Source organism: Leisingera sp. SA215 (assembly GCF_055902035.1).
This window is the reverse complement of the sequence record NZ_JBVVXU010000009.1, coordinates 64,682-86,193: the sequence shown is the minus strand read 5'-3', so window position 1 is coordinate 86,193 and position 21,512 is coordinate 64,682. Positions and strand designations below refer to the sequence as shown.

Below are 21,512 nucleotides of genomic sequence, written 5' to 3'. Positions count from 1 at the left end.
CCAATTAATGCAGCTTCTTACCAGCTTTTTTTGTTGCCGGATTCTAACCCGCAGTCCGGAGTCCTGTCAATGTGAGGGCCGCGGGTGTCAATGGTTGGTTTCACCGCGTTCCACCGTGAACCAGAAATCGCTGCCGGGCTCGTTTTCAGCGATCTTGTCCGGGATCACGCCGGGGCCGCTGAGGAACACATTGGCACCAAAATGCGCGTGCATGCGCGACAGCTTGCGCAGTTTCTCGCCTGTCAGCTCCCGGAACAGCGCCAGCATGTCGTCCCGCCCCTTCAACTCCTCGATTTTCTCGCGGTGTTTGCGGCTGGCGTATTCATGCGCAGCAGCGATATCCGGGTCTGTCAGCAGCCGGGCCATTTCCGCCTCCAGCGCCGGGATCATGCGCTGGATCGAGCGCTCTTCCTCGGCGTTGTTGTTCATCCGGAACCAGTAGGACAGCCCCTGATCGCGATCCACATGGTTCACCCGGCCCCGGTCGCGCTTGACCAGAAAACTTTCGGCGCTTCGTACGGCGTAATGGTTGAGCTGCACCAGGTCATAGCCATAGGTGCTCGTCGAGGAGCGCCAGCCGTTGCGGAACATCTCACGCGGCATGTCCTGGCCGGAGCCGTTGACCCAGCGGATATCCTCCCACAGCTGCGGCTTCAGTCCCTTGGGCCGGTGAACCCCCAGCTTCTTGAAGATCCCGGTGTTGCGGAACAGGGTCTTGAAGCCCCAGGCCTGGTGCGGCTTGCGGGTCACCTCATAGGCGCAGCGAGTGAACTCCCGAGTGATCAGATCGCCGGTGAATTCGCGCACATCATTGTTGCCGAACAGCCGCCAGGTCATTGCGATCATGTTGGCATCGCCCACGGCCTGAAACAGGTCGGGCAACCGTCCCTTGCCGCATTTGATGTTGATGAACTCATCCACATCCATGCAGACCAGCCAGTCGGCCTCGCGGATCACCGGCTCCTCCTCTGCTGCCTGCAAAGCCGCGTGCTGCGGCTTCAGATCCGTGTTGCGGAACGGGTTTTCGCGGTGCTGGACAATCCCCTTGTCCTGCAGCAGCTGCAGCATCGTATCGGTGCCATCGGTGCAGTCGTTGGTGTAGACGAGAAAATCATCCACTCCGATCGCGCGGTGATAGGCCAGCCATTCCAGAATGAACGGCCCTTCGTTTTTCATCGTGGTGACAATGGCAGTCTTGGGAGTGCCGCCGGCCCGCTTGACGGCCCGCTCCCCGGGAATGCGCACGGGCTTGGCGTTGAAATAGCCCGTTGCCAGCGCCAGCAGCTCGGGCGTTTCCACCAGACTGGTTTTCGGCACGATCTTGGACACCGTGTCGGTGGGATGCCGCAGGGCCATGCAACGGTAGAACCGCCGATCGTCCGCGGGATCGGGCTCAGCCCCGACCACCCGGACAAGCCGCCAGATGCAGCTGTCCCCGGCTTTGGCCGGCGCCAGGCACCAGCGCGGCCGCAGCCCGGCGGCATCGAACTGCGTGCAGATGTGATCCGCAAAACACGCCTGCGCCCCCTTGCGCACCCGCCAGGGGTAGGCCTGCACCCCGCCGAGACGCAGGCAGCCCGCCGGCGCGGCGACGGTCTGGTCAAAGATATTCGGCCCGTCACAGGGCGCTAAAAGATCAAACAGGTCGATATTGGCCACTGCCCGCGCGCGGCCAAGGAAGCGGGCGCGCAGGATTTCGTAAATCAGGAATTCGCCCAGCGGCGCCTGCCAGGGATCCGCTGGCGGGATGTCCATCCGGTCCTTGCCCGGTGCGCCCGGCACATTAAAGGGATGCGCCTCTTCTGGCAGGCCATCCTTGCCCAAGGGCAGTTTGGAATGCACCACCACGACCTGCTTCAGCCCGGTGAAGGACGCTGCAAGCGCTTGCAGCTCCCCTATAAAGCGGCGGCTGTTCTGCGGTTGCGCCCGGTCAAGAATGACAGCCCCCTGCAGCCCATGCTGGGTTACATGGAACTGCAGCCATTCGGCAGTGGATCGGGCTGTTTCGCCATTACGGACCGCGGCCACCACGTTGAGCCCTGCAAACAGCTCCGTCTCCTCTGGATGGAGCGGCACATTGTAAAGCGCGCCTTGTGCGGAGACGGTAACCGCGCCGGGGGCTTCTGCAATCTCGGCTTCCAGAACCGGGGCGCCGCCATAATTGTGCAGCACTGTCCGCTCTGCCGGGGACGCAATGCTGAGGCCCGCCCGCGAGGTTCCGGATTTAAAGAACAGGCGGGCAATCCGCCCGCTGGGCGCAGGCAGTTCCACGGCGTCCAGCAGGTTATTTCCTGCCAGGGACAACGCACTGAATTCGCGTTCAAGGATCTTGCCGTCGCAATTCCCGGGATCTGAACTGGGCATACTGCTGCATCACGTTATGGCGTTTTTGGCTCCAGATGCGAGGCACAGGGAACGGGGCCGGTTATAGCCGGCCAGCCGGCCTGCCGGAACCGGGAAACGCCGCCAGCACCGGCCAAAGGCCCGGGCAGCTGATATTCCCGCAACAGACCGGCGCGCGTATACCGCTGACGCACAGGGCATCGGCATTTTGACAAATTTGCAGATAAAAGTTGGTGCGGTCGAGAAGACTCGAACTTCCACTCCGGTTAAGGAACAGCGACCTCAACGCTGCGCGTCTACCAATTCCGCCACGACCGCACTGTCTTAGGCTTGGTGTCGAGGCGTATAGACCAGCCCGGATGCGATGTGAAGCTGAAAATTATCTTTTTTGAACAGAATGCGCGCCCCCGCGGGCCACCCCGCTTAAGCGCCGGAAAACAGCCGGGTATCCCAACAGTCTCCGGTTTCAAAAGGCTCCCTGGAAACAGTCTCAGTTGCCCTGGGCCGCCAACTGGCGCCGCAGCACCATTTCGCCCGACATCTGGTCGTAATAGGCCGGGAACTGATCGTGGTTCACGGTGGCTGCCAGATCCTGAACATCCCGGCGCACCTGCTTGGCCAGCTGGTGCAGCGTCATGCCCGGCTGATTCAGGCGCGTCAGCAGCGCGCGGGTGAACACCGAATTCGGATTGGCATCATTGTCCGACAGCCGGTCCAGGGCAGTTTGGCCTGTGCCGGCGGAATACAGGATAAAGGCGCCCTCCGGCGGCTCCATCCGCACCAAACCGCGGGTGCCGCCGACCGACCGCTGGCCCTCCCTGGGGAAGGGATTGTTGCGGCATGCGTCCAGGATCATGATGGTTGAGCGCGCACCCTTGCGCTGGAAAGTGCCAAGCACCCGGTCGGCGGCAATGCTTTCCCCGGTCAGGAAGCTTTCATCGCCGAAATTTACCATCGGCACATCGGAGGGCAGCAGATAATTGCGCCCGTCGACCTCAACCCCGTGGCCCGCGAAGTAGAACAGGACTTCATCCCCCGGCTTGATCTGGTTGGCAAAGGTCGAGACCGCGCTGTTGATGTCGCGGCGCCCCGCGTCATAAAGCGTGGTCACCTCAAAGCCGAGCGCCCCGAGCGTATTGCTGACCGCCAGGGCATCGTTGCGCGCCTTTTGCAAGGCGGCGAGGTTCTGGTAGCCGTCGACGCCGATCACCAACGCGCGGCGGCTGATCAGCGGTGCGGCAATATCATTCTGCTGCAACATGACCGGTGTTGCCGCGGTGCCGCTGCCCTGAACTACCGCGCCGTTCTGGATCGGCGCCTGTCCCTGCGCGGCCGCCATCACCTGCCCCTGCTGCACGAACTGACTCTGTTGCTGCAGCTGGTCTTGAGGCACAAATTGGCCCGGCACCTGCGATTGCGGCACGAATTGCCCTTGCTGGCCCTGCAACTGGGGCTGCTGCGGAATGCCGTATGCCTGGGTGGTGGCCGCAAACCCCATCTGCTGCTGGCCGTATTGCTGCTGTGCACTCTGCCCGTATTGCTGCGGCACACCATAGGTGCCGGTGCTGCTCCCGGCCATGACGGCCTGTGGCAGGCCATAGGGCTGCTGAGGCTGCGGCTGCGGCGACAGCCGCTCGGCCAGGTAGATCTTCAGCAGCCCGCGCGGCCCGTCGGGATGCGCCATCGCCTGCTGGCTGGCGAGATAGCCGCTGGCTTGCGCCCGTTGGAAGGAACTGAGCAGCAGGTCTTTCTCGAAATCGTTCAGCTGCCCTGTGACCGGATAGCCCAGGTAAGCCTGATAGGCGGAAACCGCCTCGCGTGTTTTACGGCCCAGCTGCCCGTCGACCGCACCCGCAGGGAAACTGAAGTAGTTCAGCGATTCCTGAATCTGGCGGCCTTCCTGAGTGGACGGCAGCCGGGAACGCCGGGGCGCCTTGGTTCCCGAGCGCCGCTGGTTCTTGGACAGGGCGCCGCCGATGATGCCGCCGATGATGGCACCGGCAGCAAAGTCGCCCGCATCGGCAGAAACATGTTCGGCCGGCGTCAGTGCCAGCGCAGAACAGATAATGAATGTGGAAAGCAGCTTGAACCGCATAAACACCCCCCTAAGACAACGCACTTTTTAATTGCACAAGTTGCATTCAAGGCCGCAGGGTGTCAAAGGTTGAAATCCAGCATTTAAAGTAAAAACCCGGCCACAAACGGCAGAAAGCCGCGGGGTTTCGGGGGCACCGGAACTCAGCATAAAAAAAATGACCGGCAGTTCTGCCGGCCATTTACAGCATACAGCTGAAAAGATCAGCGATCAGTCAGAGGAGAACGACGGCAATGCCGCAGCGCCGGAGGCCTGCACCGGCTGAACCCGGCCGCCGGCCAGCTTGGCCGAGGCTGTCTTGATCAGCTCTGCCCGCTCGGGCTGCCCAGGGGCAAAGACAGGTGCAGCGCCGCCCTCCAGCGAAATCACGGCCATGCCGTACCAATCCTGCGCCCTTTCTGCGGTGACCGGCGCGCCAAAGCCCAACGCCAGATGGTGGCCGATCAGCTCGGCATAGGGGCGCTGGCCGGCACCGGTCAGAATCAGCGCGGCACCCAGCGCCACCTCCATGTCATCACGGCGGTAACCGGAGAACAGACAAATCCCGGCGGTATTGGCCAGCTGTTCCAGCGACATACCGGACTGCAGCACGAACTTCTGCACATCACCCATTACTTCGCCGCTGCCCGCAGTTCCGAGCTTGGCCAGGAATGGCTGCACAGCCGGGCCGAACGCATCGCATTGGGTGTCGATCTGCGCTTGCGAAACAGCCTGAACCTTGCCGGCTTGGGTCTCGCCCGCGTTGATGGCATAGGTGCGAGCGAGGCAGAACTGCTCGCCCAGCGCCAGTTCCGGGTCAGTCATGCTTGCCGCTGTCATAAAGCCGCCGTTCGAGCTGGTCAGCAGGCTTACCTTACTGCAATAGCTGGTAAGCGAGGCACTTGGCGCCGGCTGGTCAAACAGGGTGATGCCGCCCAGCGAGGCGCTTTCCTGGCCGACAAAGGCTGTCACCGTGCTGCGGTTCTGCTGGGCGGCCTGAACCGGGGCATCGCTGCCCGTATCCGCCATGCGGCAGGTGCCCTGATGGCAGGCAAAGCTGGCGGGTGTCACGCCGCGCGCCAGGAAGTCATTGCGCTGATAGCCCTGCGGCGTGGAGGCAAAGACCATCACCGAGCAATTCGACGCGCCGCACCAGAAGGAACTGCCGGACACCGACGTATCGAGCACATAGTCGTTGCGGCCATCGCCATTCAGATCCGCCAGCTGCATGAAGCCGGTGCGCTGCAGCAGCTGCTCTCCGCTCGGTTCGGAGCTGGCGGCGATCTCATCCACCGCCTGGCTGACTTCGGAGGGCAACCCGCCGTAGCCGCCGTAACTGCTCCCTGCTGTTCTGACACCCGCGGCCTCATCCCGCCAGGCATGTAGCAATCCGCGCACCCCGTTTGGGCCTTGCATCGCTTTGATGACCGGCGGGCCACCGATTTGCGCACGGCTGTAGGAACTGACCAGGAAATTGCGTTCATACGGGGCCAGATAGCCCGTGGCCGGATAGCCCATGTGGACCTGATACTGGGAAATGGCGGCGCGGGACCGCCTGCCCAGCACCCCATCCGGCGTGCCGGAGTGGAAGCCGAAATAATTCAGTGCCACCTGGGTTTCACGGTTCTGCGCCCGGGTGGCAGAGCTTGCCGGAGCGCGGTGGTAGGTGGTGGCACGGCGCTGGCGCTGTTTATTTTTGTGAACTTCATTGACGATAACCCCGCCAATCACCCCTCCGACAATTGCGGCGCCCAAATCGCTCGCAGTCGCAGGGCTGGTGACCGATGTCGCCAGAAACGCGGCGGTCAATGCCGGCTTAAGCGGCTTGGAAAGCATGATACTCGCCCCCTATGGATACTAACAATGGAATCAGGATACTCCACAGTCAGGGCTGCTACCTAGGGATTTTACGATCACTTTACTGGCGGGGCCGAAGGGATGACGGAAAAGGACAGCAAGAGCCATGGTTGAATGGATCGCATCGGACGGCCTTGTTGAATATGTTCAAGCAGTTGCCTTCATGGAAGAGCGAGCGGCGGCGATCGCCGCGGGCACTGCGGAAGAATGCATCTGGTTGGTCGAACATCCGCCGCTTTACACCGCCGGCACCTCGGCCAAGCGCGAAGACCTGACTGACCCGGACCGTTTCCCGGTCTATGACAGCAAACGCGGCGGCCAATATACCTATCACGGGCCGGGCCAGCGGGTGGTTTATGTGATGCTGAACGTGGGCCAGCGCGGCCACGACGTGCGCCGGTTCGTGCAGCAGCTGGAAAGCTGGGTAATCGCCGCGTTGGACGATTTCAATATCAAGGGCCATATCCGCGACGGCCGTGTCGGCGTCTGGGTCGAACGCCCGGACAAGCCGCAGACCGCAACCGGCGGCACGGCCGAGGACAAGATCGCCGCCATCGGCATCCGCCTGCGCAAATGGGTCAGCTTCCATGGCATCTCGATCAATGTGGAGCCGGAGCTGGAGCATTTCACCGGCATCGTGCCCTGCGGCATTACCGAATACGGGGTGACCAGCCTGGTCGATCTGGGATTGCCCGTCACCATGGCGGATGTAGACGTCGCCCTGAAGCGCAGCTTTGAGCACGTTTTTGGCGGCTAGGCCTTGCCTTGTGCCGCCGAAGCGCAGTCCTGCAGCGCCGTCAGCACCAGTTCCGGAAAGGTGTAAAACAGCAGCGCTCCCGCTTCCTGACTGACGCAAAGCTGAGCGTTCTGCTGGCTGCCGAAGATATCGCGGATACCGGACAGCGGCGCGACGCGGTCCTCGCCGCCATGCACAAAAACCGCCCGCGTGTGCCGTGTCAGCGCTATCTTCCGGCTCCCCTGCCGCATCATCTGCACATCCGCCAGGAATCCGGCGCCGCCCTGCTGCCGGAACAGCAGCTGGCTTTGCTTCAGCAGCGGCAGCAGGTCCATCTGATCCAGCATCACCTTTTCGCGGCTGTTGCGCGCAGTCTGGGCCGTCAGCAGCGCCTTATGCCCGTACCAGTGCTGAGCGCCTGACCAGGCTTTCATCAACCAGGGCAGCATCCAGCGGGCACGGGTGGCGGCAAAGGCCACCAGCCAGGCATAGCCGCTGAGCCCGGAAAACTGCTGCGGCGTGGCAATCGAACAATTTGAGGCCACCGCCACCAGCCCGGCGATCCGGCTGTGCAGCCGGTTGGCCGCCGCGCAGCCGTACAATGCGCCGCCCCGGTGGCTGAGCAATACCGGCCGCTGCAGGTTTTTGCGTGTGATCAGTGCATCCAGCTGCTGAACAAAGGCATCCGCCGGATCCAGCCCGCGCGGCAGCGGCACCGAGCCGCCATAGCCCGCACGCATCGGCGCATAGACCCGGAACCCCAGGGTTCTAAGCTGCGGCTGCAGACGCTGCAGCGGCGCGATCCCGTCCAGCATCCCGTGCACATAGATCACCGGCTGTCCGGTTTCGGCGCCGAACCGGAAAAACTGACTGCGCCGCCCGCTTCTGTCCTCAACCTCTTCCGAAGGTGGCAGCAGCTCGCCCCGGGCAATTTTCAAATCCCGTATATGTTCGTTGAACAGGAAGGCGGCCAGCCGGATCAGCTCAGCCGTTCCCGGCGCTCCTGCCCTGGCTGCAATCTGTTCCAGTTCTGCCTCCACCTGGCCGCCGGTGCCGTTCATCACTGCCTTCAGCGGGTCGATTTCGGACCTCTGCAGTCCGAAGGCCGCGGCCACTGGTCCTGCGGCCTCTTCGCTCCATTCGCAGTCCAGCCGTTCCGCCATGACGGCTGCGACAGGTCTGCCTGCCCCATCCAGCCGGACAGGGCGGCACAGAAACCGCTCCCCCGGGCGGCAAGTGCCGAGAAGCAGAACCTCCTGCCAGAAAAACTCCCCCTCGCGCACCTGCTCCATAAGAATACGCCACCGGTCTGCAGCGGCCTGTGTCAGCCCCATGGCCGCAGGAAGATCTCCGCCGCTGGCTAGCTGCCGGGCGGCGGGTTGCGACGCATTCAACAGGCGCCCCCCGGGTCCGGCGCTGGCCAGCAGCCAGAACCGGGGGCAATCGCCTGAACATTCACCGGGATCCGGCCGCCCTGCACGCTCCCACTGCTGTTCCTGGATCTGCATTGCGCGCGAGAAATGCGCCCTGAGCACGGGCACGGCCCTGGGCCGCCCAACCGCCCCCCAGCGGCCAAGGCCGTCCCCGCCGCCCGGCGGACCAGCGGAAAACCGGTCGAATTGCTCTGGCCGGATAATCGTTTCGTAAATGGCAGCAACAACCTGGTCCTGCGACAAGGCCTGCGCACGGTACAAGAGAGTCACACCGCTCCCTCCAATAATGCTTTTCGCGTCAATGCGGCGGCACGCCTTGCAAGCATACGTTCAGGCACGGGCGCGTTTGCCCGCTTGTTTCAGACAGTCAGCCTGTCAACTGAAAATTACCGGCTGATGCCGCCCTAAACCGGGCTGGCATACCGTGCCAGACCACCCAATTCTTGGGTTCCTATACGCTTAGGCGCGAGCGCCTTCTTTGACCTACAACCAATTTGCGAAACAGCTATGGTCAAATTCAACTAAAGATCAACATTTATTTCGAATGCACGAATTCGCATTGAAACCGCCCCGGTTATTCAGGCGGCGGTTTCAATACAGCAATGGTCCGCCTGAATGGCCGGCCTCAGCCTGCGGCAAGTGCAGCGCGGATCTGTTCCGCCTGCGCCTGGATCAGCGCCTGATCCCCCATCGTTCCCGGCGGGCGCAGCCGGTCGCCCTCCTTGCGCGGCAGCACATGCATATGCAGGTGAAAGACTTCCTGCCCGCCCGCAGCTTCGTTGAACTGCTGCACGGTCACCCCGTCCGCGCCAAAGGCCCTGATCACAGCCTGCGACAGTTTCTGCACCGTCTGCATCACCGCTGTCATCTGCGCAGGGCTGGCGTCCAGCAGGTTGCGGCACGGGGTTTTCGGGATCACCAAAAGATGCCCGTCCGCACGCGGCATGATATCCATGAAGGCCAAGGTATCGTCATCTTCATAAACACGGGCCGATGGAATCTCGCCGCGCAAGAGCTTGGCGAAGATATTGTCGGAATCATAAGCGGGCATGCGTCTGGCCTCCTGATTTTGAAATCGGTCCGGTTTTGCGCGCACCTTGCGGCCAGGTCAAGCGTCCCGGCGCGATGTGCCTTGCATGGCATTCAAGACCCCTGCGGCAATAAATCTTGATCCAGATCAAACTCCGCCATTGAAGGCCCCGGCACGCCATTCTAATACACAAAAGGAATCCAGGCCGCCCGGAGTCCGTCTCCGGGGGCCTTTCGTTATGCAGCAGGAGGCACATAATGGCAGACGCAGCCATTCATGGTCACGGCCACGAGGACGAGCGGGGCTTTTTTACCCGCTGGTTCATGAGCACGAACCATAAAGACATCGGCATTCTCTACCTCATCGTTTCGGCGTTCGCAGGTCTCATCTCTGTCATCTTCACCGTCTACATGCGGCTTGAGCTGATGGATCCCGGCGTTCAGTACATGTGCCTGGAGGGTGCGCGCATGTTCGCAGACGCCTCTGCGGAATGCACCCCGAACGGCCACCTCTGGAACGTGATGATCACCGCCCACGGCATCCTGATGATGTTCTTCGTGGTGATTCCGGCGCTGTTCGGCGGTTTCGGCAACTATTTCATGCCTCTGCAGATCGGCGCGCCGGACATGGCGTTCCCGCGGATGAACAACCTGTCGTTCTGGATGTATGTCGCAGGCACCGCGCTGGCGGTTCTTTCAGTTGTCTCGCCGGGCGGCAATGACCAGCTGGGTTCTGGTGTCGGCTGGGTTCTGTACCCGCCGCTGTCGGTGAACGAAGGCGGCTACTCGATGGACCTGGCGATCTTTGCCGTACACGTCTCGGGCGCGTCTTCGATCCTGGGTGCAATCAACATGATCACCACCTTCCTGAACATGCGCGCGCCGGGCATGACCCTGTTCAAGGTGCCGCTGTTCTCCTGGTCGATCTTCGTCACCTCCTGGCTGATCCTGCTGTCTCTGCCGGTGCTGGCCGGCGCCATCACCATGCTGCTGATGGACCGCAACTTCGGCTTCACCTTCTTTGATGCGGCCGGCGGCGGCGATCCGATCCTGTACCAGCACATCCTGTGGTTCTTCGGCCACCCGGAAGTGTACATCGTGATCCTGCCCGGCTTCGGCATCATCTCCCACGTGATCGCAACCTTCGCACGCAAGCCGGTGTTCGGCTATCTGCCGATGGTCTGGGCGATCATCGCCATTGGCGTGCTGGGCTTTGTCGTCTGGGCGCACCACATGTACACCGTCGGCATGTCGCTGAACCAGCAGGCCTACTTCATGCTGGCCACCATGGTGATCGCGGTGCCCACGGGCGTGAAGGTTTTCTCCTGGATCGCCACCATGTGGGGCGGCTCGATCGAGTTCAAGGCCCCGATGATGTTCGCCTTCGGCTTCCTGTTCCTGTTCACCGTCGGCGGTGTGACCGGCGTGGTGCTGTCGCAGGCCGCCGTGGATCGTGCATATCATGACACCTACTATGTGGTTGCACACTTCCACTACGTGATGTCGCTGGGCGCTGTCTTTGCGATCTTCTCGGGCGTCTACTTCTACTTCGGCAAGATGACCGGCCGTCAGTACAATGAGCTGGGCGCCCAGATCCACTTCTGGATGTTCTTCATCGGTGCCAACCTGACATTCTTCCCGCAGCACTTCCTGGGCCGCCAGGGCATGCCGCGCCGTTACATCGATTATCCGGAAGGCTTTGCCTACTGGAACAAGATCTCGTCCTACGGCGCGTTCCTGTCCTTTGCGTCCTTCCTGCTGTTCTTTGGCGTGGTGATCTATTCGCTGCTGCGCGGCGCCCGTGTCACCCAGAACAACTACTGGAACGAATATGCCGACACGCTGGAGTGGACCCTGCCCTCTCCGCCGCCCGAGCATACCTTTGAAATCCTGCCCAAGCAGGAAGACTGGGACCGCTCGCATTCGCACTAAGCGGTTGAGATCCTGAAGTCAAAAAAAGGTCCCGGAGCAGATGCACCGGGGCCTTTTTCTTATCTGCGCACCGCCGTAAAAACCGAGTGGAAATCCGGACTTTCCGGTACATTATCCAATAAGACCCATCATTGCTCAGCAGGCGTTGAACACATGCCCTATAACTGGACCCGTCCGCAGCAAGACGCCGAACGCGAGCTGCACCTCTGGCCGCATCAATCACTGCCAGCGCAGGGCTATGTGCGCTTCCTTGGACTGACTGCAGTGCTGATCTGCGTGCCGCTGATCCCGGTTCTGGGTTCTTTTCTGCTGTGGGGGCTGCTGCCGTTCCTGCTACTGGCCCTGTTCGGCATGAAATGGGCATTGGACCGCAGCCGCCGCGACCATCAGATCCTGGAAGTGCTGACCATCGGCAAGGAAGACGCCCGTCTGGAGCGGATCAACTCTGATGGCAAGCGGCAAAGCTGGCACTGCAACCGCTACTGGACCCGCGTCGAAATGCACGACCGCGACGGACCGGTTCCGCATTATGTCACCCTGCAGGGCGGCGGCCGCGAAGTGGAAATCGGCGCCTTCCTGTCGGAACAGGAACGGGTCGCGCTTTACGGCGACCTGAAATCCGCCTTTTCCCGCTGAGAGGCACAAAAAAGGCCCGCGATGCAGGCCCCTCTTCTTCTTTGTCAAAAAATACTCGCACCGCAGGCACCGCGCCAGCGCGGTATCATCCCGGGCAGCCGAGGATCAGCAATCGCCCTTGCTGCAAAGCTGGTCCTTGACCAAGGGCCCGGCTTTGCCGAAATCCATCTGGCCGGTGTATTTCGCCTTCAGCGCACCCATCACCTTGCCCATGTCGCGAATCGATTCGGCACCGGTTTCTGCCACCGCCGCAGTGATGGCCTCGCCGACCTCCTCGTCGCTCAGCTGCTGCGGCAGGAACTCCTCAATAATAGCGATTTCGCCCAGTTCCCGCTCCGCCAGATCCAGCCGCCCGCCTTCCTCATAGGCACGGGCGCTTTCATTGCGTTGCTTGGTCATCTTGCCCAGGATGGCAAGGATTTCTCCCTCGTCGATGCCGCCCTCCTCGCCATCGGCGCGGGCGGCGATTTCCCGGTCCTTGATCGCCGCATTGATCAGCCGCAGCGTGCACAGCCGCTCCGCTGCCTTGTCTTTCATCGCTTGCTTCAAGGCCTGATTGACCTGTGTGCGCGTATCCATCGTAATAAGCATCCCATGGTTGCCGGACACTGATGGTTATCCATTCTGCCGCTGCTGTGCAAGTTTACTATCTGCTGGCACCGGGACGGCTGCCGCGCCGGCCTGCCCGCTGGTGCAGGCTTGACCCGCTGGGGCGCTCCCCTTACAAGCCCATGAATTTCACCGCATGGAGACTCGCGCAATGGCCGCTTCCGCCCCGTCCAAGCCCACCGCATGCCTGGCGCTCGCAGATGGCACCGTCTTTTTCGGCACCGGTTTCGGCGCCACTGGCGACACGGTGGCGGAGCTCTGCTTCAACACCGCGATGACCGGCTATCAGGAGATCATGACCGACCCCTCCTATGCCGGCCAGATCGTCACATTTACCTTCCCCCATATCGGCAACACCGGCGTGACGCCCGAGGATGACGAGACCGTCGCCCCCGTCGCCGCAGGCATGGTGGTGAAATGGGATCCGACGCTGGCCTCCAACTGGCGCGCCACCGAGGAGCTGAAGGACTGGCTCACCCGCACCGGGCGCATCGCCATCGGCGGCATCGACACCCGCCGCCTGACCCGCGCGATCCGCCAGCAAGGCGCACCGCATGCGGCCCTGGCCCACGACCCGGAGGGCAACTTCGACGTTGAGGCGCTGGTTGCCAAGGCGCGGGAATGGCCCGGGCTGGAAGGCATGGATCTGGCCAAAGACGTGTCCTGCGCCCAAAGCTACCGCTGGGACGAAATGCGCTGGGCCTGGCCGGACGGCTATGACCGCCAGGAAGCGCCTGCGCATAAGGTCGTGGCCGTCGACTATGGCGCCAAGCGCAATATCCTGCGTTGCCTGGCGTCGGCCGGATGCGACGTCACTGTGCTGCCTGCCACCGCCACCGCCGAAGAGGTTCTGGCCCATAAGCCAGACGGGGTATTCCTATCCAACGGGCCCGGCGACCCTGCCGCCACCGGTGAATACGCGGTGCCGATGATTCAGGACGTCCTGAAAACCGATCTGCCGGTTTTCGGCATTTGCCTCGGCCACCAGATGCTGGCGCTGGCTCTGGGCGCCAAGACCGTCAAAATGAACCACGGCCATCACGGCGCCAACCACCCGGTCAAGGAGCATTCCACCGGCAAGGTCGAGATCACCTCGATGAACCATGGCTTTGCCGTGGATGCTCAGACCCTGCCGGAAGGGGTTGAAGAGACCCATGTTTCGCTGTTTGACGGCTCCAACTGCGGTATCCGCATTTCCGGCCGCCCGGTCTACTCGGTACAGCACCACCCCGAGGCCAGCCCCGGCCCGCAGGACAGCTTTTACCTGTTCGAACGCTTTGCCGAAGCCATGGCCGCGCGCAAATCTTCGTAAAAAACCTGTTAACCACGCTTTAGAACAGCATGGTTAACGCCGCATTTACCAATTCTTAAGCCCCCGCCACCAGCCTGAAGCCCTCAATGTTTTTGTTAAGGGGTGGCGATGGTTTTTTTATCTCAGCCGCTGCGGCAGTTCCGCCCGCCGCGGCCCGCCGGGGAGGGGTCTCCGGGGCTGCCGCCACCAGTGGATGGCCGCAGCATGATGAAGGCGCTGGTGCTGCGCCAGCACCAGAAAGCTGCCCTTGGGCGGGTGCTGGTGGCCGAGGGTCTGGCCAGCGAAGACCAGGTTCAGGACACGCTGGCCCGGCAATTCCGGATGCAGCGCGCCGACCTGACCGGCCAGGTCCCCAATTCCCGGTTGCTGGCCCGCAAACCCGCTCAGTTCTGGTTGCGCCACGCTGCGCTTCCATGGCTGCAATTCGGCCAGACCGTTACCGTTGCCATCGCCCACCCGGACCGGTTCGAGACGCTGCGCGGTGAGTTGCAGGACCGTTTTGACCGCATCACCCCGGTGCTGGCCTGCGAAGCGCAGATCACCGCTCTGCTGACCGCACATTTCAGCCCCGCCCTGGTGCGCCAGGCCAGCTGCAGCGTGGTCCCGCGGCAAAGCTGCCGCACACTGCAGCCTGCAAAGGGCCGCGCACTGCTTTCAGCCTGTGCCTTGCCCGCGTTTTATCTTGGCTGGACCGCCCCGGCGGCGGTCTTCACTGCTCTCAGCCTGCTGGCACTGCTGTCGGTGCTGCTGTTCACGATGCTGAAGCTTTGCGGGCTTTCTGCCTATTGGTCCGGCCGCCCCCCCCGGCAGTCCCCGCCGCAAAAGCCCGTCCCCTGTCAAACCGGCTTGGGCAACCGGCCCGGCATTTCAATCCTGGTGCCGCTGTACCAAGAGGCCGAGATCAGCCGGGCCCTGCTTACCCGCATCCGCAAGCTCAGCTACCCGCGGGCCTTGACCGATGTGATCCTGGTGCTCGAGGAACATGACACCGTTACCCGGGCTGCCCTTGCGGGCGCCCGCCTGCCGCCTTGGATCCGGGTGGTCGAGGTTCCGGCTTTTGGCGGGCTGACGACAAAGCCGCGGGCGATGAACTATGCGCTGAACTTTTGCCGCGGCGACATCATCGGCGTCTGGGACGCCGAGGACGCGCCGCAGACGGACCAGCTGGACAAAGTGGCGCAGGCCTTTGCCCGCGCGGACAGGAAAACCGTCTGCTTTCAGGGTGTATTGGACTACTACAATCCTGGCACCAATTGGATTTCCCGCTGTTTCACGCTGGAATATGCCAGCTGGTTCCGCATCGTTCTGCACGGTATTTCCCGGTTTGGCCTGGTGGTGCCGTTGGGTGGTACGACAATGTTCATCCGCCGCAAGGTGCTAGAAGAGTTGGGCGGCTGGGATGCACACAACGTCACCGAAGATGCGGATCTGGGTGTCAGGCTCTACCGCGCCGGCTACCGCACCGGAATGCTGCCCAGCACCACATTCGAGGAGGCGAACTGCCGCCCCTGGCCCTGGGTCAAACAGCGCTCGCGCTGGCTGAAAGGGTTCATGGTGACCTATTTGGTGCATATGCGCGAGCCGCTGCGGCTGCGGGGTGAGCTTGGCTGGAAACGCTTCCTGGGCTTTCAGGCCTTCTTCCTGGGCACAATCGGGCAGTTCCTGTTTGCGCCGCTGTTGTGGTCGTTCTGGCTGATCACGCTTGGCCTGCCGCACCCCAGCGCAGGCACGGCTTCGCCGCTGCTGCTGTCCCTGGCAGCGGCGGCGCTGGTGTTCTTTGAACTTCTGGGTCTGATCATCAGCATCACTGCTGCTTTTGCCATGGGACGGCCCTGGCTGGCAGCCTGGGCCCCAGCAATGATCCTGTATTTTCCGATGGGGGCCGTCGCCATCGCCAAGGCCACGCATGAACTGCTCGTCCGCCCCTTTTTCTGGGACAAGACGGCGCACTGCATCAAACCCGGCGCCACCCCCCGCCGCTGGCGCTTGCCGCGGCTCCGGCGGTTCATCCCCGCCCGCTGGCGTCCTGCTTCAGCCGGGTCATGAAAGCGATCGAGATATGTTCCTTCAGCGCTTCGCCCGCTGCTGCCTCGTCGCGGCGGCCGATTGCATCAACGATCCCCTTGTGCTCGGACTGGGCAATCTCGCTGCGGCCCTCGGCGGCCAGCGAGGTCGTTGCCATCAGCGCCATAGTCCGGTGCACCAGGTCCAGCTGCTGCACCAGATAGCGGTTGTGCGACGCCAAGTGGATCTGTTCATGGAACCGGCGGTTGGCCTTGGACAGCGCCGACGGATCTCCGACCAGCTGGTTATCGGCCTCGACCATTTCCTTCAGCACCTTGATCTCTTCTTCGGTGGCATGACGCGCCGCCAGCTGAGCTGCCAGTCCCTCCAGCTCACGCCGCACCACATACAGCTCGGCCATCTGGTTGTGGTCCAGCGAGGCGACAATCAGCGACCGTCCGTCACGCTCCAGAAGTGATTGCGTCTCCAGCCGCTGCAGCGCCTCTCGGATCGGGGTGCGCGACACGCCAAAACGCTCGGCCAGATCGCTTTCCACCAGCCGGTCGCCGGGTTTGTAAACGCCGACGTCGATCGCCTCTAGGATCAGCGCATAGGCATCTTTCTGGTTGCTGCGGCTCTGGCTCATGGGTCTTCCTGTCATTTCCGGTTTGCCAATCTCTACAGCGCATAGGGCAGCAATCAACCCTGATGGCGCCAATGTGCCGAAAACCCGCAGTCTAAATGCGCTTTTGATTGCAATGCCAGTCTTCGCCCCCTAATCCGGCCCTATGCCCAAGCACGCTTTTTCCCATGTCACCCAATGGGTGTTCGACCTCGACAACACCCTCTATCCGCCCTCGGCCCGCCTGTTTGACCAGATCGAGGTCAAGATGACGGCCTTTGTGATGGAGGCCCTGGGGGTGGACAAGGCCAAGGCCGACCATCTGCGCAGCTATTACTGGCGCGAACATGGCACCACGCTGGCCGGGCTGATGCGCGAACACGATCTGGATCCGGCCCCCTATCTGGTGGCAGTGCATGACATTTCGATGGAGCATCTGGAAAAGGATGCGGTGCTGGCTGCCAACATTAACAATCTGCCTGGCAAAAAATTCGTCTACACCAATGGCACGGCCCCTTATGCTGAACGGGTGCTGGCCGCCCGCGGGCTGTCGGGGCTGTTTGACGGCGTTTATGGCGTCGAACACGCGGATTACCACCCCAAACCGGAACGCCGCGCCTTTGACCGGGTTTTTGCCCGCGCTGGCGTGAACCCGGAACAGGCGGCAATGTTCGAGGATGACGCCCGCAACCTCGCTGCTCCGCACCAGATGGGAATGCGCACGGTGCATGTGGCGCCGGAGCCGGTCAGAGCCGCGCACATCCACCATCATTCGGACGATCTGGCTGGCTTTCTGGCCGCTCTGACCTGAACTCCGGCCGCTGCCGACGGCGCGATAGGACGCCGTTCGCCGCATGGCTGAATGTGCACAACCGCATGCCGGCAATTCTGCGCACCTGCGGCAAAATATACCTGTTTGCTGCAAGCTATCGTCCTTATATGCGCCGCAGAGACGATCTTCTGGAGCCCGACCGATGAGCGCATATGTCCTTCCCGAACGCCTGACCCTGATGCAACGCATACTTTTTTCCGTGCCGCTGCTGGGGCGGATGATCAAGGAGGTCGCCTACGGCCCGGAAGAAAACCTGTATTACGCGATTGCGACCCTGATCAGCCTTTGGGGCTGTTCGATCCTGTTGTTCGGCATTCCCGGGCTTTATATTCCGGCGGTCTGCATGGTGCCGGTGGTGTTCACGCTGCTGATTACCATTACCCGCGGCTAAGCGCCCTTTCTGCCGGTACCGGCTTGTCTTACTCTGCCGTCAGGGCCTATCTCTGGCCCCAGAACGGAGGGCTGACGAGATGGCCGATACCTGCGATATTCTGATTTCCGGAGGCGGCATTGCGGGTCTGACCGCAGCCGCCGCTTTTGCGTCCAGCGGTTTTTCCGTGATCTGCACCGATCCCGCACCGCCAGTGACAGAGCGCGACGCCGCAGGCTCTGACCTGCGCACCACCGCCTTCCTGCAGCCCGCGCAGGCGCTGCTGGAACGTTGCGCGATCTGGCCGCGGCTGGCGGATCACGCCACACCCCTACAGATCATGCGCATTGTCGATGCCGGCGGCACCCGCCCCGAGCCGCGGGTGGTCAAGGATTTCAACGCCGCCGATATCTCCGGCCAACCGTTCGGCTGGAACCTGCCCAACTGGCTGTTGCGGCGCGAGCTGATTGCCCGGCTGGACGGCATGTCCAATGTCGATTTGCGTTTCGGCACCGGCACCACCGGGCTGTTCACCCGTACCGATAGTGCCCGCGTCACCCTTAGCGACGGCAGCCAGGTCACGGCCAAACTGGTGGTGGCCTGCGACGGGCGCACTTCACCAATGCGCGAGGCGGCGGGCATTCCGGTAAAGACCACCCGTTACGGTCAAAAGGCGCTGGCCTTCGCGGTCACCCACACGGTGCCGCACGAAAATGTCTCTACTGAGATCCATCGCTCCGGCGGGCCGTTCACTTTGGTGCCGCTGCCCGATCACCTGGGCCAGCCGTCCTCTGCGATTGTCTGGATGGAGCGGGGTCCCCGAGCGCAGGAGCTGCTGAACCTCGAACCAGCCGCCTTTGAGGCGGCCATGACGGACCGCAGCTGCGGTTTGTTCGGCGACCTGAAGCTGGCGTCGCGCCGCACCATCTGGCCGATCATCAGCCAGTCGGCGGAGCGGCTCAACGGCGAGCGGTTGGCGCTGATGGCCGAGGCCGCCCATGTGGTGCCGCCAATCGGCGCGCAGGGACTGAATATGTCGCTGGGCGATTTGCGCAGCCTACTAGAACTGGCCGCCGCCCGCCCCGAAGGCCTTGGCGATGCGCAGATGCTGGCCGCCTACCATAAGGCGCGCCACAACGAGATCCTGCTGCGGGTGAAGGGCATCGACCTGCTCAACCGCACCTCGATGCTGGCGCCGCGCCCGCTGCGCGACCTGCGCGCCTTTGGTCTCAATGCGCTTTACTCGCTGGCGCCCGTGCGCAAGACGCTGATGCAGATGGGATTGGGCGTTAAGTAGGGACTACCGGCTTTCCCGAAGGGGAAAGCCGGTGCCTCCGGCGGGAGTAATTTCCGGAAAGATGAAAGACCGGTGCCTTTACAGCACCTGATCGGCGACGGTTTTCAGCCGTGCGATCGTGGCATCCACATCATACAGCTTGTCGAGACCGAACAGACCCAAGCGGAAAGTGCGGAAATCCGCGGGCTCGTCGCACTGCAGCGGCACGCCAGCCGCGATCTGCGTGCCCAGAGCGAGGAACTTCTTGCCGTTCTGCACGTCCGGGTCGCCGGTGTAGCTCACCACCACGCCCGGCGCGCCAAAGCCCTCTGCGGCAACCGAGGTGATACCCTTGTCCTTCAGCATCGCCCGCACGCCTTTGCCCAGCGCCCATTGTGCGTCGCGCAGCTTCTCAAAGCCGTACTCCCGGGTCTCCAGCATGGTGTCGCGGAACGCCTTCAGCGCATCGGTCGGCATAGTGGCATGATAGGCGTGACCGCCGTCCTCATAGGCCTTCATGATCGTGCGCCACTGTTTCAGATTGATGGCAAAGCTATCCGAGACGGTCTCTTCAAGACGCGCCAGCGCCCGTTCCGAGAACATGACCAGACCAGCGGAGGGCGAGGCGCTCCAGCCCTTTTGCGGTGCGGAGATCAGCACATCGACGCCGGTCGCCTTCATGTCTATCCAGGCACAGCCCGAGGCGATGCAATCAAGCACCACCAGCGCGCCGACTTCATGCGCAGCGGCCGCCATTGCGGTCACGTAATCGTCGGGCAGGATCACCCCCGCTGCGGTTTCCACATGCGGGGCAAAGACGATATCCGGTTTCTGCTCCTTGATTGCGGCCACCACGTCACCAATCGGCGCGGGCTCAAACGGCGAGGCCGATTCATTGCCGGTGCGGCGTGCCTTCATCACGGTCGAAGACGCGGTAAAGCTGCCGGCCTCAAATATCTGGCTCCAACGGTAGGAGAACCAGCCATTGCGCACCACCAGTGCATTTGCGCCGCGGGCGAACTGCCGTGCCACCGCCTCCATCGCGAAGGTTCCACCGCCCGGCACCAGCGCCACGGCTTCGGCGTTATAGACCTCTTTCAGCATCGCATTAATGTCCAGCATCACGCCTTGGAAGGTCTTGGACATATGGTTGAGCGAACGGTCGGTGAAAACCACCGAAAATTCATCCAGACCCTGCGGGTCAACGGTATTGAGCAATGCCATCTTGGCCTCCGTGAAAATTCTCTTGAAACGGCTAGCCGGTGCCGCCGGGTTTGGCAAAGCCTACTTTGGCATACAACTGGGCAACCGCCTTCCGAAGGGAGATATTGACGGCAGCCCGCCAAAAAGACAGCCCAGCCACGACAGAAACCCCGCGTATTTGCGCCAAGCCGGTTTCACATCGGCAACAAAGTTGCGGGTTCAGCCCAGCGGCCCCGGCCTGCGCTCCTCGCTCAAGAGCACATTGGCATCGACACTGCCGACTCCCGGCAGCGTCATCACCCGGCGGCGCAACACGCGTTCGAAATCGGAAATATCGCGCGCCGTCACCCGCAGGCGGTAATCATACATGCCCAACACATGCTCCACCGTCTGAACTTCGGGGATGGCCGAGACAGCGCGTTCGAAATCCTCCAAACTGACCCGGCCCTTGGTGGCAAGCTTTACACCCAGAAACACCGTCACGCCAAAGCCCAGCTTTTCCGTGTCGAGATCCAGCCTGCGGCCTGCGATGATGCCCGCCTCCTGCAGGCGTTTTATGCGCCGCCAGGTGGCGGGCTGGCTGAGGCCCAGCTTTCGCCCCAGCGCCCCCGCAGAGCGGCTGGCATCCTCGGCCAAGGCCCGCAGCAGGCCAAAATCAATCTCATCCAAGGCGGTCATACCGGCAATACCTCATCCGATTTGATCCGCGACACGTGCATCAGCGCCTCGATGTCGGCGATATGCGGCAGGTTCAGGATGGCGGCCCGGTAAATCTGCTGATAATGCGGCATATCGCGTGCGATCACAGAAAGCCGCACGTCGACCTGGCCGAGAAAAGTCTGGATTTCCAGCACCTCCGGGATCTTGCGCGCAGCGCCGATGAATTCGTCAAAGGCACGCGGGTTGGTCTTCTCCAGCGTCACCCGCAGCGAGACTTCCACCTCATATCCCAGCGCGCGCCAGTCGATTATCGCCCGCTGGCCCAGGATCACGCCCGTCTCGCGTAGCTTCTCCAGCCGCCGCGACAGGCGCGAGGCAGTCATACCCAGCCGTTCAGCCAAATCCGGAATCGGTTGCCCCGGCTCGCTTTGCAGATGGCGGAGAATGCGCCGGTCGAGATCATCAAGCATGAACTTATCACTATCACGGGAAAATACGAATAACTACCGCAAAAAATCCGACTATTTCATGCGGAACGGCAATCGTCTTCCCGGCCCACTTCCCTATGATACCCTCAAACACCA

General features: G+C 62.4%; 18 protein-coding genes and 1 tRNA gene. 8 read left to right on the top strand and 11 right to left on the bottom strand.

What is annotated here, in order from left to right; translation table 11 throughout:
* Window positions 1-87: 87 nt before the first annotated feature.
* From AC0KW6_RS11715 to AC0KW6_RS11700, 4 genes are all read right to left on the bottom strand, one after another.
* Window positions 88-2,364, bottom strand: a complete 2,277-nt coding sequence (locus AC0KW6_RS11715) for a glycosyltransferase family 2 protein (RefSeq protein WP_474034954.1) — start codon at window positions 2,362-2,364, stop codon at window positions 88-90.
* A gap of 210 nt (window positions 2,365-2,574) precedes the next feature.
* A tRNA-Leu gene (locus AC0KW6_RS11710) sits at window positions 2,575-2,661 on the bottom strand.
* A gap of 172 nt (window positions 2,662-2,833) precedes the next feature.
* A complete protein-coding gene (locus AC0KW6_RS11705) occupies window positions 2,834-4,438 on the bottom strand; it encodes a caspase family protein (RefSeq protein ID WP_474034953.1) in 1,605 nt (534 codons plus the stop codon).
* 210 nt (window positions 4,439-4,648) lie between these two features.
* Complete coding sequence (locus AC0KW6_RS11700) at window positions 4,649-6,253, bottom strand: peptidoglycan-binding domain-containing protein (RefSeq protein ID WP_474034952.1); 1,605 nt, start codon at window positions 6,251-6,253, stop codon at window positions 4,649-4,651.
* A 127-nt stretch (window positions 6,254-6,380) separates the two neighbouring features.
* Here AC0KW6_RS11700 and lipB point away from each other — a divergent pair, with 127 nt between their 5' ends.
* Window positions 6,381-7,031: a lipoyl(octanoyl) transferase LipB gene (gene lipB, locus AC0KW6_RS11695; RefSeq protein WP_474034951.1), complete on the top strand. Its 651-nt coding sequence runs from the start codon at window positions 6,381-6,383 to the stop codon at window positions 7,029-7,031.
* Here the strand turns inward: lipB and AC0KW6_RS11690 are convergent.
* Window positions 7,028-8,344 carry an alpha/beta hydrolase gene (locus AC0KW6_RS11690; RefSeq protein WP_474034950.1) on the bottom strand — a complete coding sequence of 439 codons (1,317 nt, stop codon included), beginning with the start codon at window positions 8,342-8,344 and terminating at the stop codon, window positions 7,028-7,030. The two genes, lipB and AC0KW6_RS11690, sit on opposite strands and share 4 nt — an antisense overlap.
* 724 nt (window positions 8,345-9,068) lie before the next feature.
* Complete coding sequence (locus tag AC0KW6_RS11685) at window positions 9,069-9,494, bottom strand: HIT family protein (RefSeq protein WP_474034949.1); 426 nt, start codon at window positions 9,492-9,494, stop codon at window positions 9,069-9,071.
* A gap of 236 nt (window positions 9,495-9,730) precedes the next feature.
* Here AC0KW6_RS11685 and AC0KW6_RS11680 point away from each other — a divergent pair, with 236 nt between their 5' ends.
* The gene (locus tag AC0KW6_RS11680) at window positions 9,731-11,404 is read left to right on the top strand and encodes a cytochrome c oxidase subunit I (protein ID WP_024090912.1); all 1,674 of its coding nucleotides are present in this window, start codon (window positions 9,731-9,733) and stop codon (window positions 11,402-11,404) included.
* 153 nt (window positions 11,405-11,557) lie between these two features.
* Window positions 11,558-12,040 (top strand): DUF2244 domain-containing protein, encoded by a 483-nt coding sequence (locus tag AC0KW6_RS11675; protein WP_474034948.1) that lies wholly within the window; start codon window positions 11,558-11,560, stop codon window positions 12,038-12,040.
* 105 nt (window positions 12,041-12,145) lie between these two features.
* Here the strand turns inward: AC0KW6_RS11675 and AC0KW6_RS11670 are convergent, their stop codons facing one another.
* Entirely contained in the window at window positions 12,146-12,619 is a 474-nt protein-coding gene (locus AC0KW6_RS11670; protein ID WP_024090914.1) for a GatB/YqeY domain-containing protein, read from the bottom strand.
* Window positions 12,620-12,800: 181 nt separating this feature from the next.
* On the opposite strand from AC0KW6_RS11670, the gene carA reads away from it, so the two are divergent.
* Window positions 12,801-13,961, top strand: a complete 1,161-nt coding sequence (carA, locus tag AC0KW6_RS11665; protein ID WP_474034947.1) for a glutamine-hydrolyzing carbamoyl-phosphate synthase small subunit — start codon at window positions 12,801-12,803, stop codon at window positions 13,959-13,961.
* Window positions 13,962-14,069: 108 nt separating this feature from the next.
* Entirely contained in the window at window positions 14,070-16,007 is a 1,938-nt protein-coding gene (locus AC0KW6_RS11660; RefSeq protein ID WP_474034946.1) for a glycosyltransferase, read from the top strand.
* On the opposite strand, the gene AC0KW6_RS11655 is transcribed toward AC0KW6_RS11660, so the two are convergent.
* On the bottom strand, window positions 15,967-16,611 hold the full coding sequence (locus tag AC0KW6_RS11655; protein ID WP_024090917.1) for a GntR family transcriptional regulator: 645 nt from the start codon (window positions 16,609-16,611) through the stop codon (window positions 15,967-15,969). The genes AC0KW6_RS11660 and AC0KW6_RS11655 overlap by 41 nt on opposite strands.
* 142 nt (window positions 16,612-16,753) lie before the next feature.
* Here AC0KW6_RS11655 and AC0KW6_RS11650 point away from each other — a divergent pair, with 142 nt between their 5' ends.
* The 3 genes from AC0KW6_RS11650 (at window position 16,754) to AC0KW6_RS11640 (ending at window position 19,086) form a co-directional block, all read left to right on the top strand.
* Window positions 16,754-17,398: a pyrimidine 5'-nucleotidase gene (locus AC0KW6_RS11650; RefSeq protein ID WP_323782219.1), complete on the top strand. Its 645-nt coding sequence runs from the start codon at window positions 16,754-16,756 to the stop codon at window positions 17,396-17,398.
* Window positions 17,399-17,561: 163 nt separating this feature from the next.
* Window positions 17,562-17,810: a hypothetical protein gene (locus AC0KW6_RS11645; RefSeq protein WP_323782216.1), complete on the top strand. Its 249-nt coding sequence runs from the start codon at window positions 17,562-17,564 to the stop codon at window positions 17,808-17,810.
* Window positions 17,811-17,889: 79 nt separating this feature from the next.
* Window positions 17,890-19,086 carry a UbiH/UbiF family hydroxylase gene (locus AC0KW6_RS11640; protein WP_323782212.1) on the top strand — a complete coding sequence of 399 codons (1,197 nt, stop codon included), beginning with the start codon at window positions 17,890-17,892 and terminating at the stop codon, window positions 19,084-19,086.
* Between the two features lie 78 nt (window positions 19,087-19,164).
* On the opposite strand, the gene AC0KW6_RS11635 is transcribed toward AC0KW6_RS11640, so the two are convergent.
* From AC0KW6_RS11635 to AC0KW6_RS11625, 3 genes are all read right to left on the bottom strand, one after another.
* Entirely contained in the window at window positions 19,165-20,289 is a 1,125-nt protein-coding gene (locus tag AC0KW6_RS11635; protein ID WP_323782209.1) for an aminotransferase class V-fold PLP-dependent enzyme, read from the bottom strand.
* A 198-nt stretch (window positions 20,290-20,487) separates the two neighbouring features.
* Window positions 20,488-20,946: an Lrp/AsnC family transcriptional regulator gene (locus tag AC0KW6_RS11630; protein WP_323782206.1), complete on the bottom strand. Its 459-nt coding sequence runs from the start codon at window positions 20,944-20,946 to the stop codon at window positions 20,488-20,490.
* Window positions 20,943-21,398, bottom strand: coding sequence for an Lrp/AsnC family transcriptional regulator (locus tag AC0KW6_RS11625; protein WP_323782203.1), 456 nt, complete (start codon window positions 21,396-21,398; stop codon window positions 20,943-20,945). Before AC0KW6_RS11625 ends, AC0KW6_RS11630 begins: the two co-directional genes overlap by 4 nt.
* Window positions 21,399-21,512: the final 114 nt, after the last annotated feature.

Excerpts from the sequence above, each read along its gene's own strand:
- AC0KW6_RS11645 (WP_323782216.1), top strand. The coding sequence starts at position 17,562 with ATGAGCGCATATGTCCTTCCCGAACGCCTGACCCTGATGCAACGCATA.
- AC0KW6_RS11690 (WP_474034950.1), bottom strand. The coding sequence starts at position 8,344 with ATGGGGCTGACACAGGCCGCTGCAGACCGGTGGCGTATTCTTATGGAG.
- AC0KW6_RS11680 (WP_024090912.1), top strand. The coding sequence starts at position 9,731 with ATGGCAGACGCAGCCATTCATGGTCACGGCCACGAGGACGAGCGGGGC.
- AC0KW6_RS11640 (WP_323782212.1), top strand. The coding sequence starts at position 17,890 with ATGGCCGATACCTGCGATATTCTGATTTCCGGAGGCGGCATTGCGGGT.
- AC0KW6_RS11670 (WP_024090914.1), bottom strand. The coding sequence starts at position 12,619 with ATGGATACGCGCACACAGGTCAATCAGGCCTTGAAGCAAGCGATGAAA.
- AC0KW6_RS11650 (WP_323782219.1), top strand. The coding sequence starts at position 16,754 with ATGCCCAAGCACGCTTTTTCCCATGTCACCCAATGGGTGTTCGACCTC.
- AC0KW6_RS11660 (WP_474034946.1), top strand. The coding sequence starts at position 14,070 with ATGGTTTTTTTATCTCAGCCGCTGCGGCAGTTCCGCCCGCCGCGGCCC.
- AC0KW6_RS11625 (WP_323782203.1), bottom strand. The coding sequence starts at position 21,398 with ATGCTTGATGATCTCGACCGGCGCATTCTCCGCCATCTGCAAAGCGAG.
- AC0KW6_RS11635 (WP_323782209.1), bottom strand. The coding sequence starts at position 20,289 with ATGGCATTGCTCAATACCGTTGACCCGCAGGGTCTGGATGAATTTTCG.
- AC0KW6_RS11715 (WP_474034954.1), bottom strand. The coding sequence starts at position 2,364 with ATGCCCAGTTCAGATCCCGGGAATTGCGACGGCAAGATCCTTGAACGC.
- carA (WP_474034947.1), top strand. The coding sequence starts at position 12,801 with ATGGCCGCTTCCGCCCCGTCCAAGCCCACCGCATGCCTGGCGCTCGCA.
- AC0KW6_RS11655 (WP_024090917.1), bottom strand. The coding sequence starts at position 16,611 with ATGAGCCAGAGCCGCAGCAACCAGAAAGATGCCTATGCGCTGATCCTA.
- AC0KW6_RS11675 (WP_474034948.1), top strand. The coding sequence starts at position 11,558 with ATGCCCTATAACTGGACCCGTCCGCAGCAAGACGCCGAACGCGAGCTG.
- lipB (WP_474034951.1), top strand. The coding sequence starts at position 6,381 with ATGGTTGAATGGATCGCATCGGACGGCCTTGTTGAATATGTTCAAGCA.
- AC0KW6_RS11705 (WP_474034953.1), bottom strand. The coding sequence starts at position 4,438 with ATGCGGTTCAAGCTGCTTTCCACATTCATTATCTGTTCTGCGCTGGCA.
- AC0KW6_RS11630 (WP_323782206.1), bottom strand. The coding sequence starts at position 20,946 with ATGACCGCCTTGGATGAGATTGATTTTGGCCTGCTGCGGGCCTTGGCC.
- AC0KW6_RS11700 (WP_474034952.1), bottom strand. The coding sequence starts at position 6,253 with ATGCTTTCCAAGCCGCTTAAGCCGGCATTGACCGCCGCGTTTCTGGCG.
- AC0KW6_RS11685 (WP_474034949.1), bottom strand. The coding sequence starts at position 9,494 with ATGCCCGCTTATGATTCCGACAATATCTTCGCCAAGCTCTTGCGCGGC.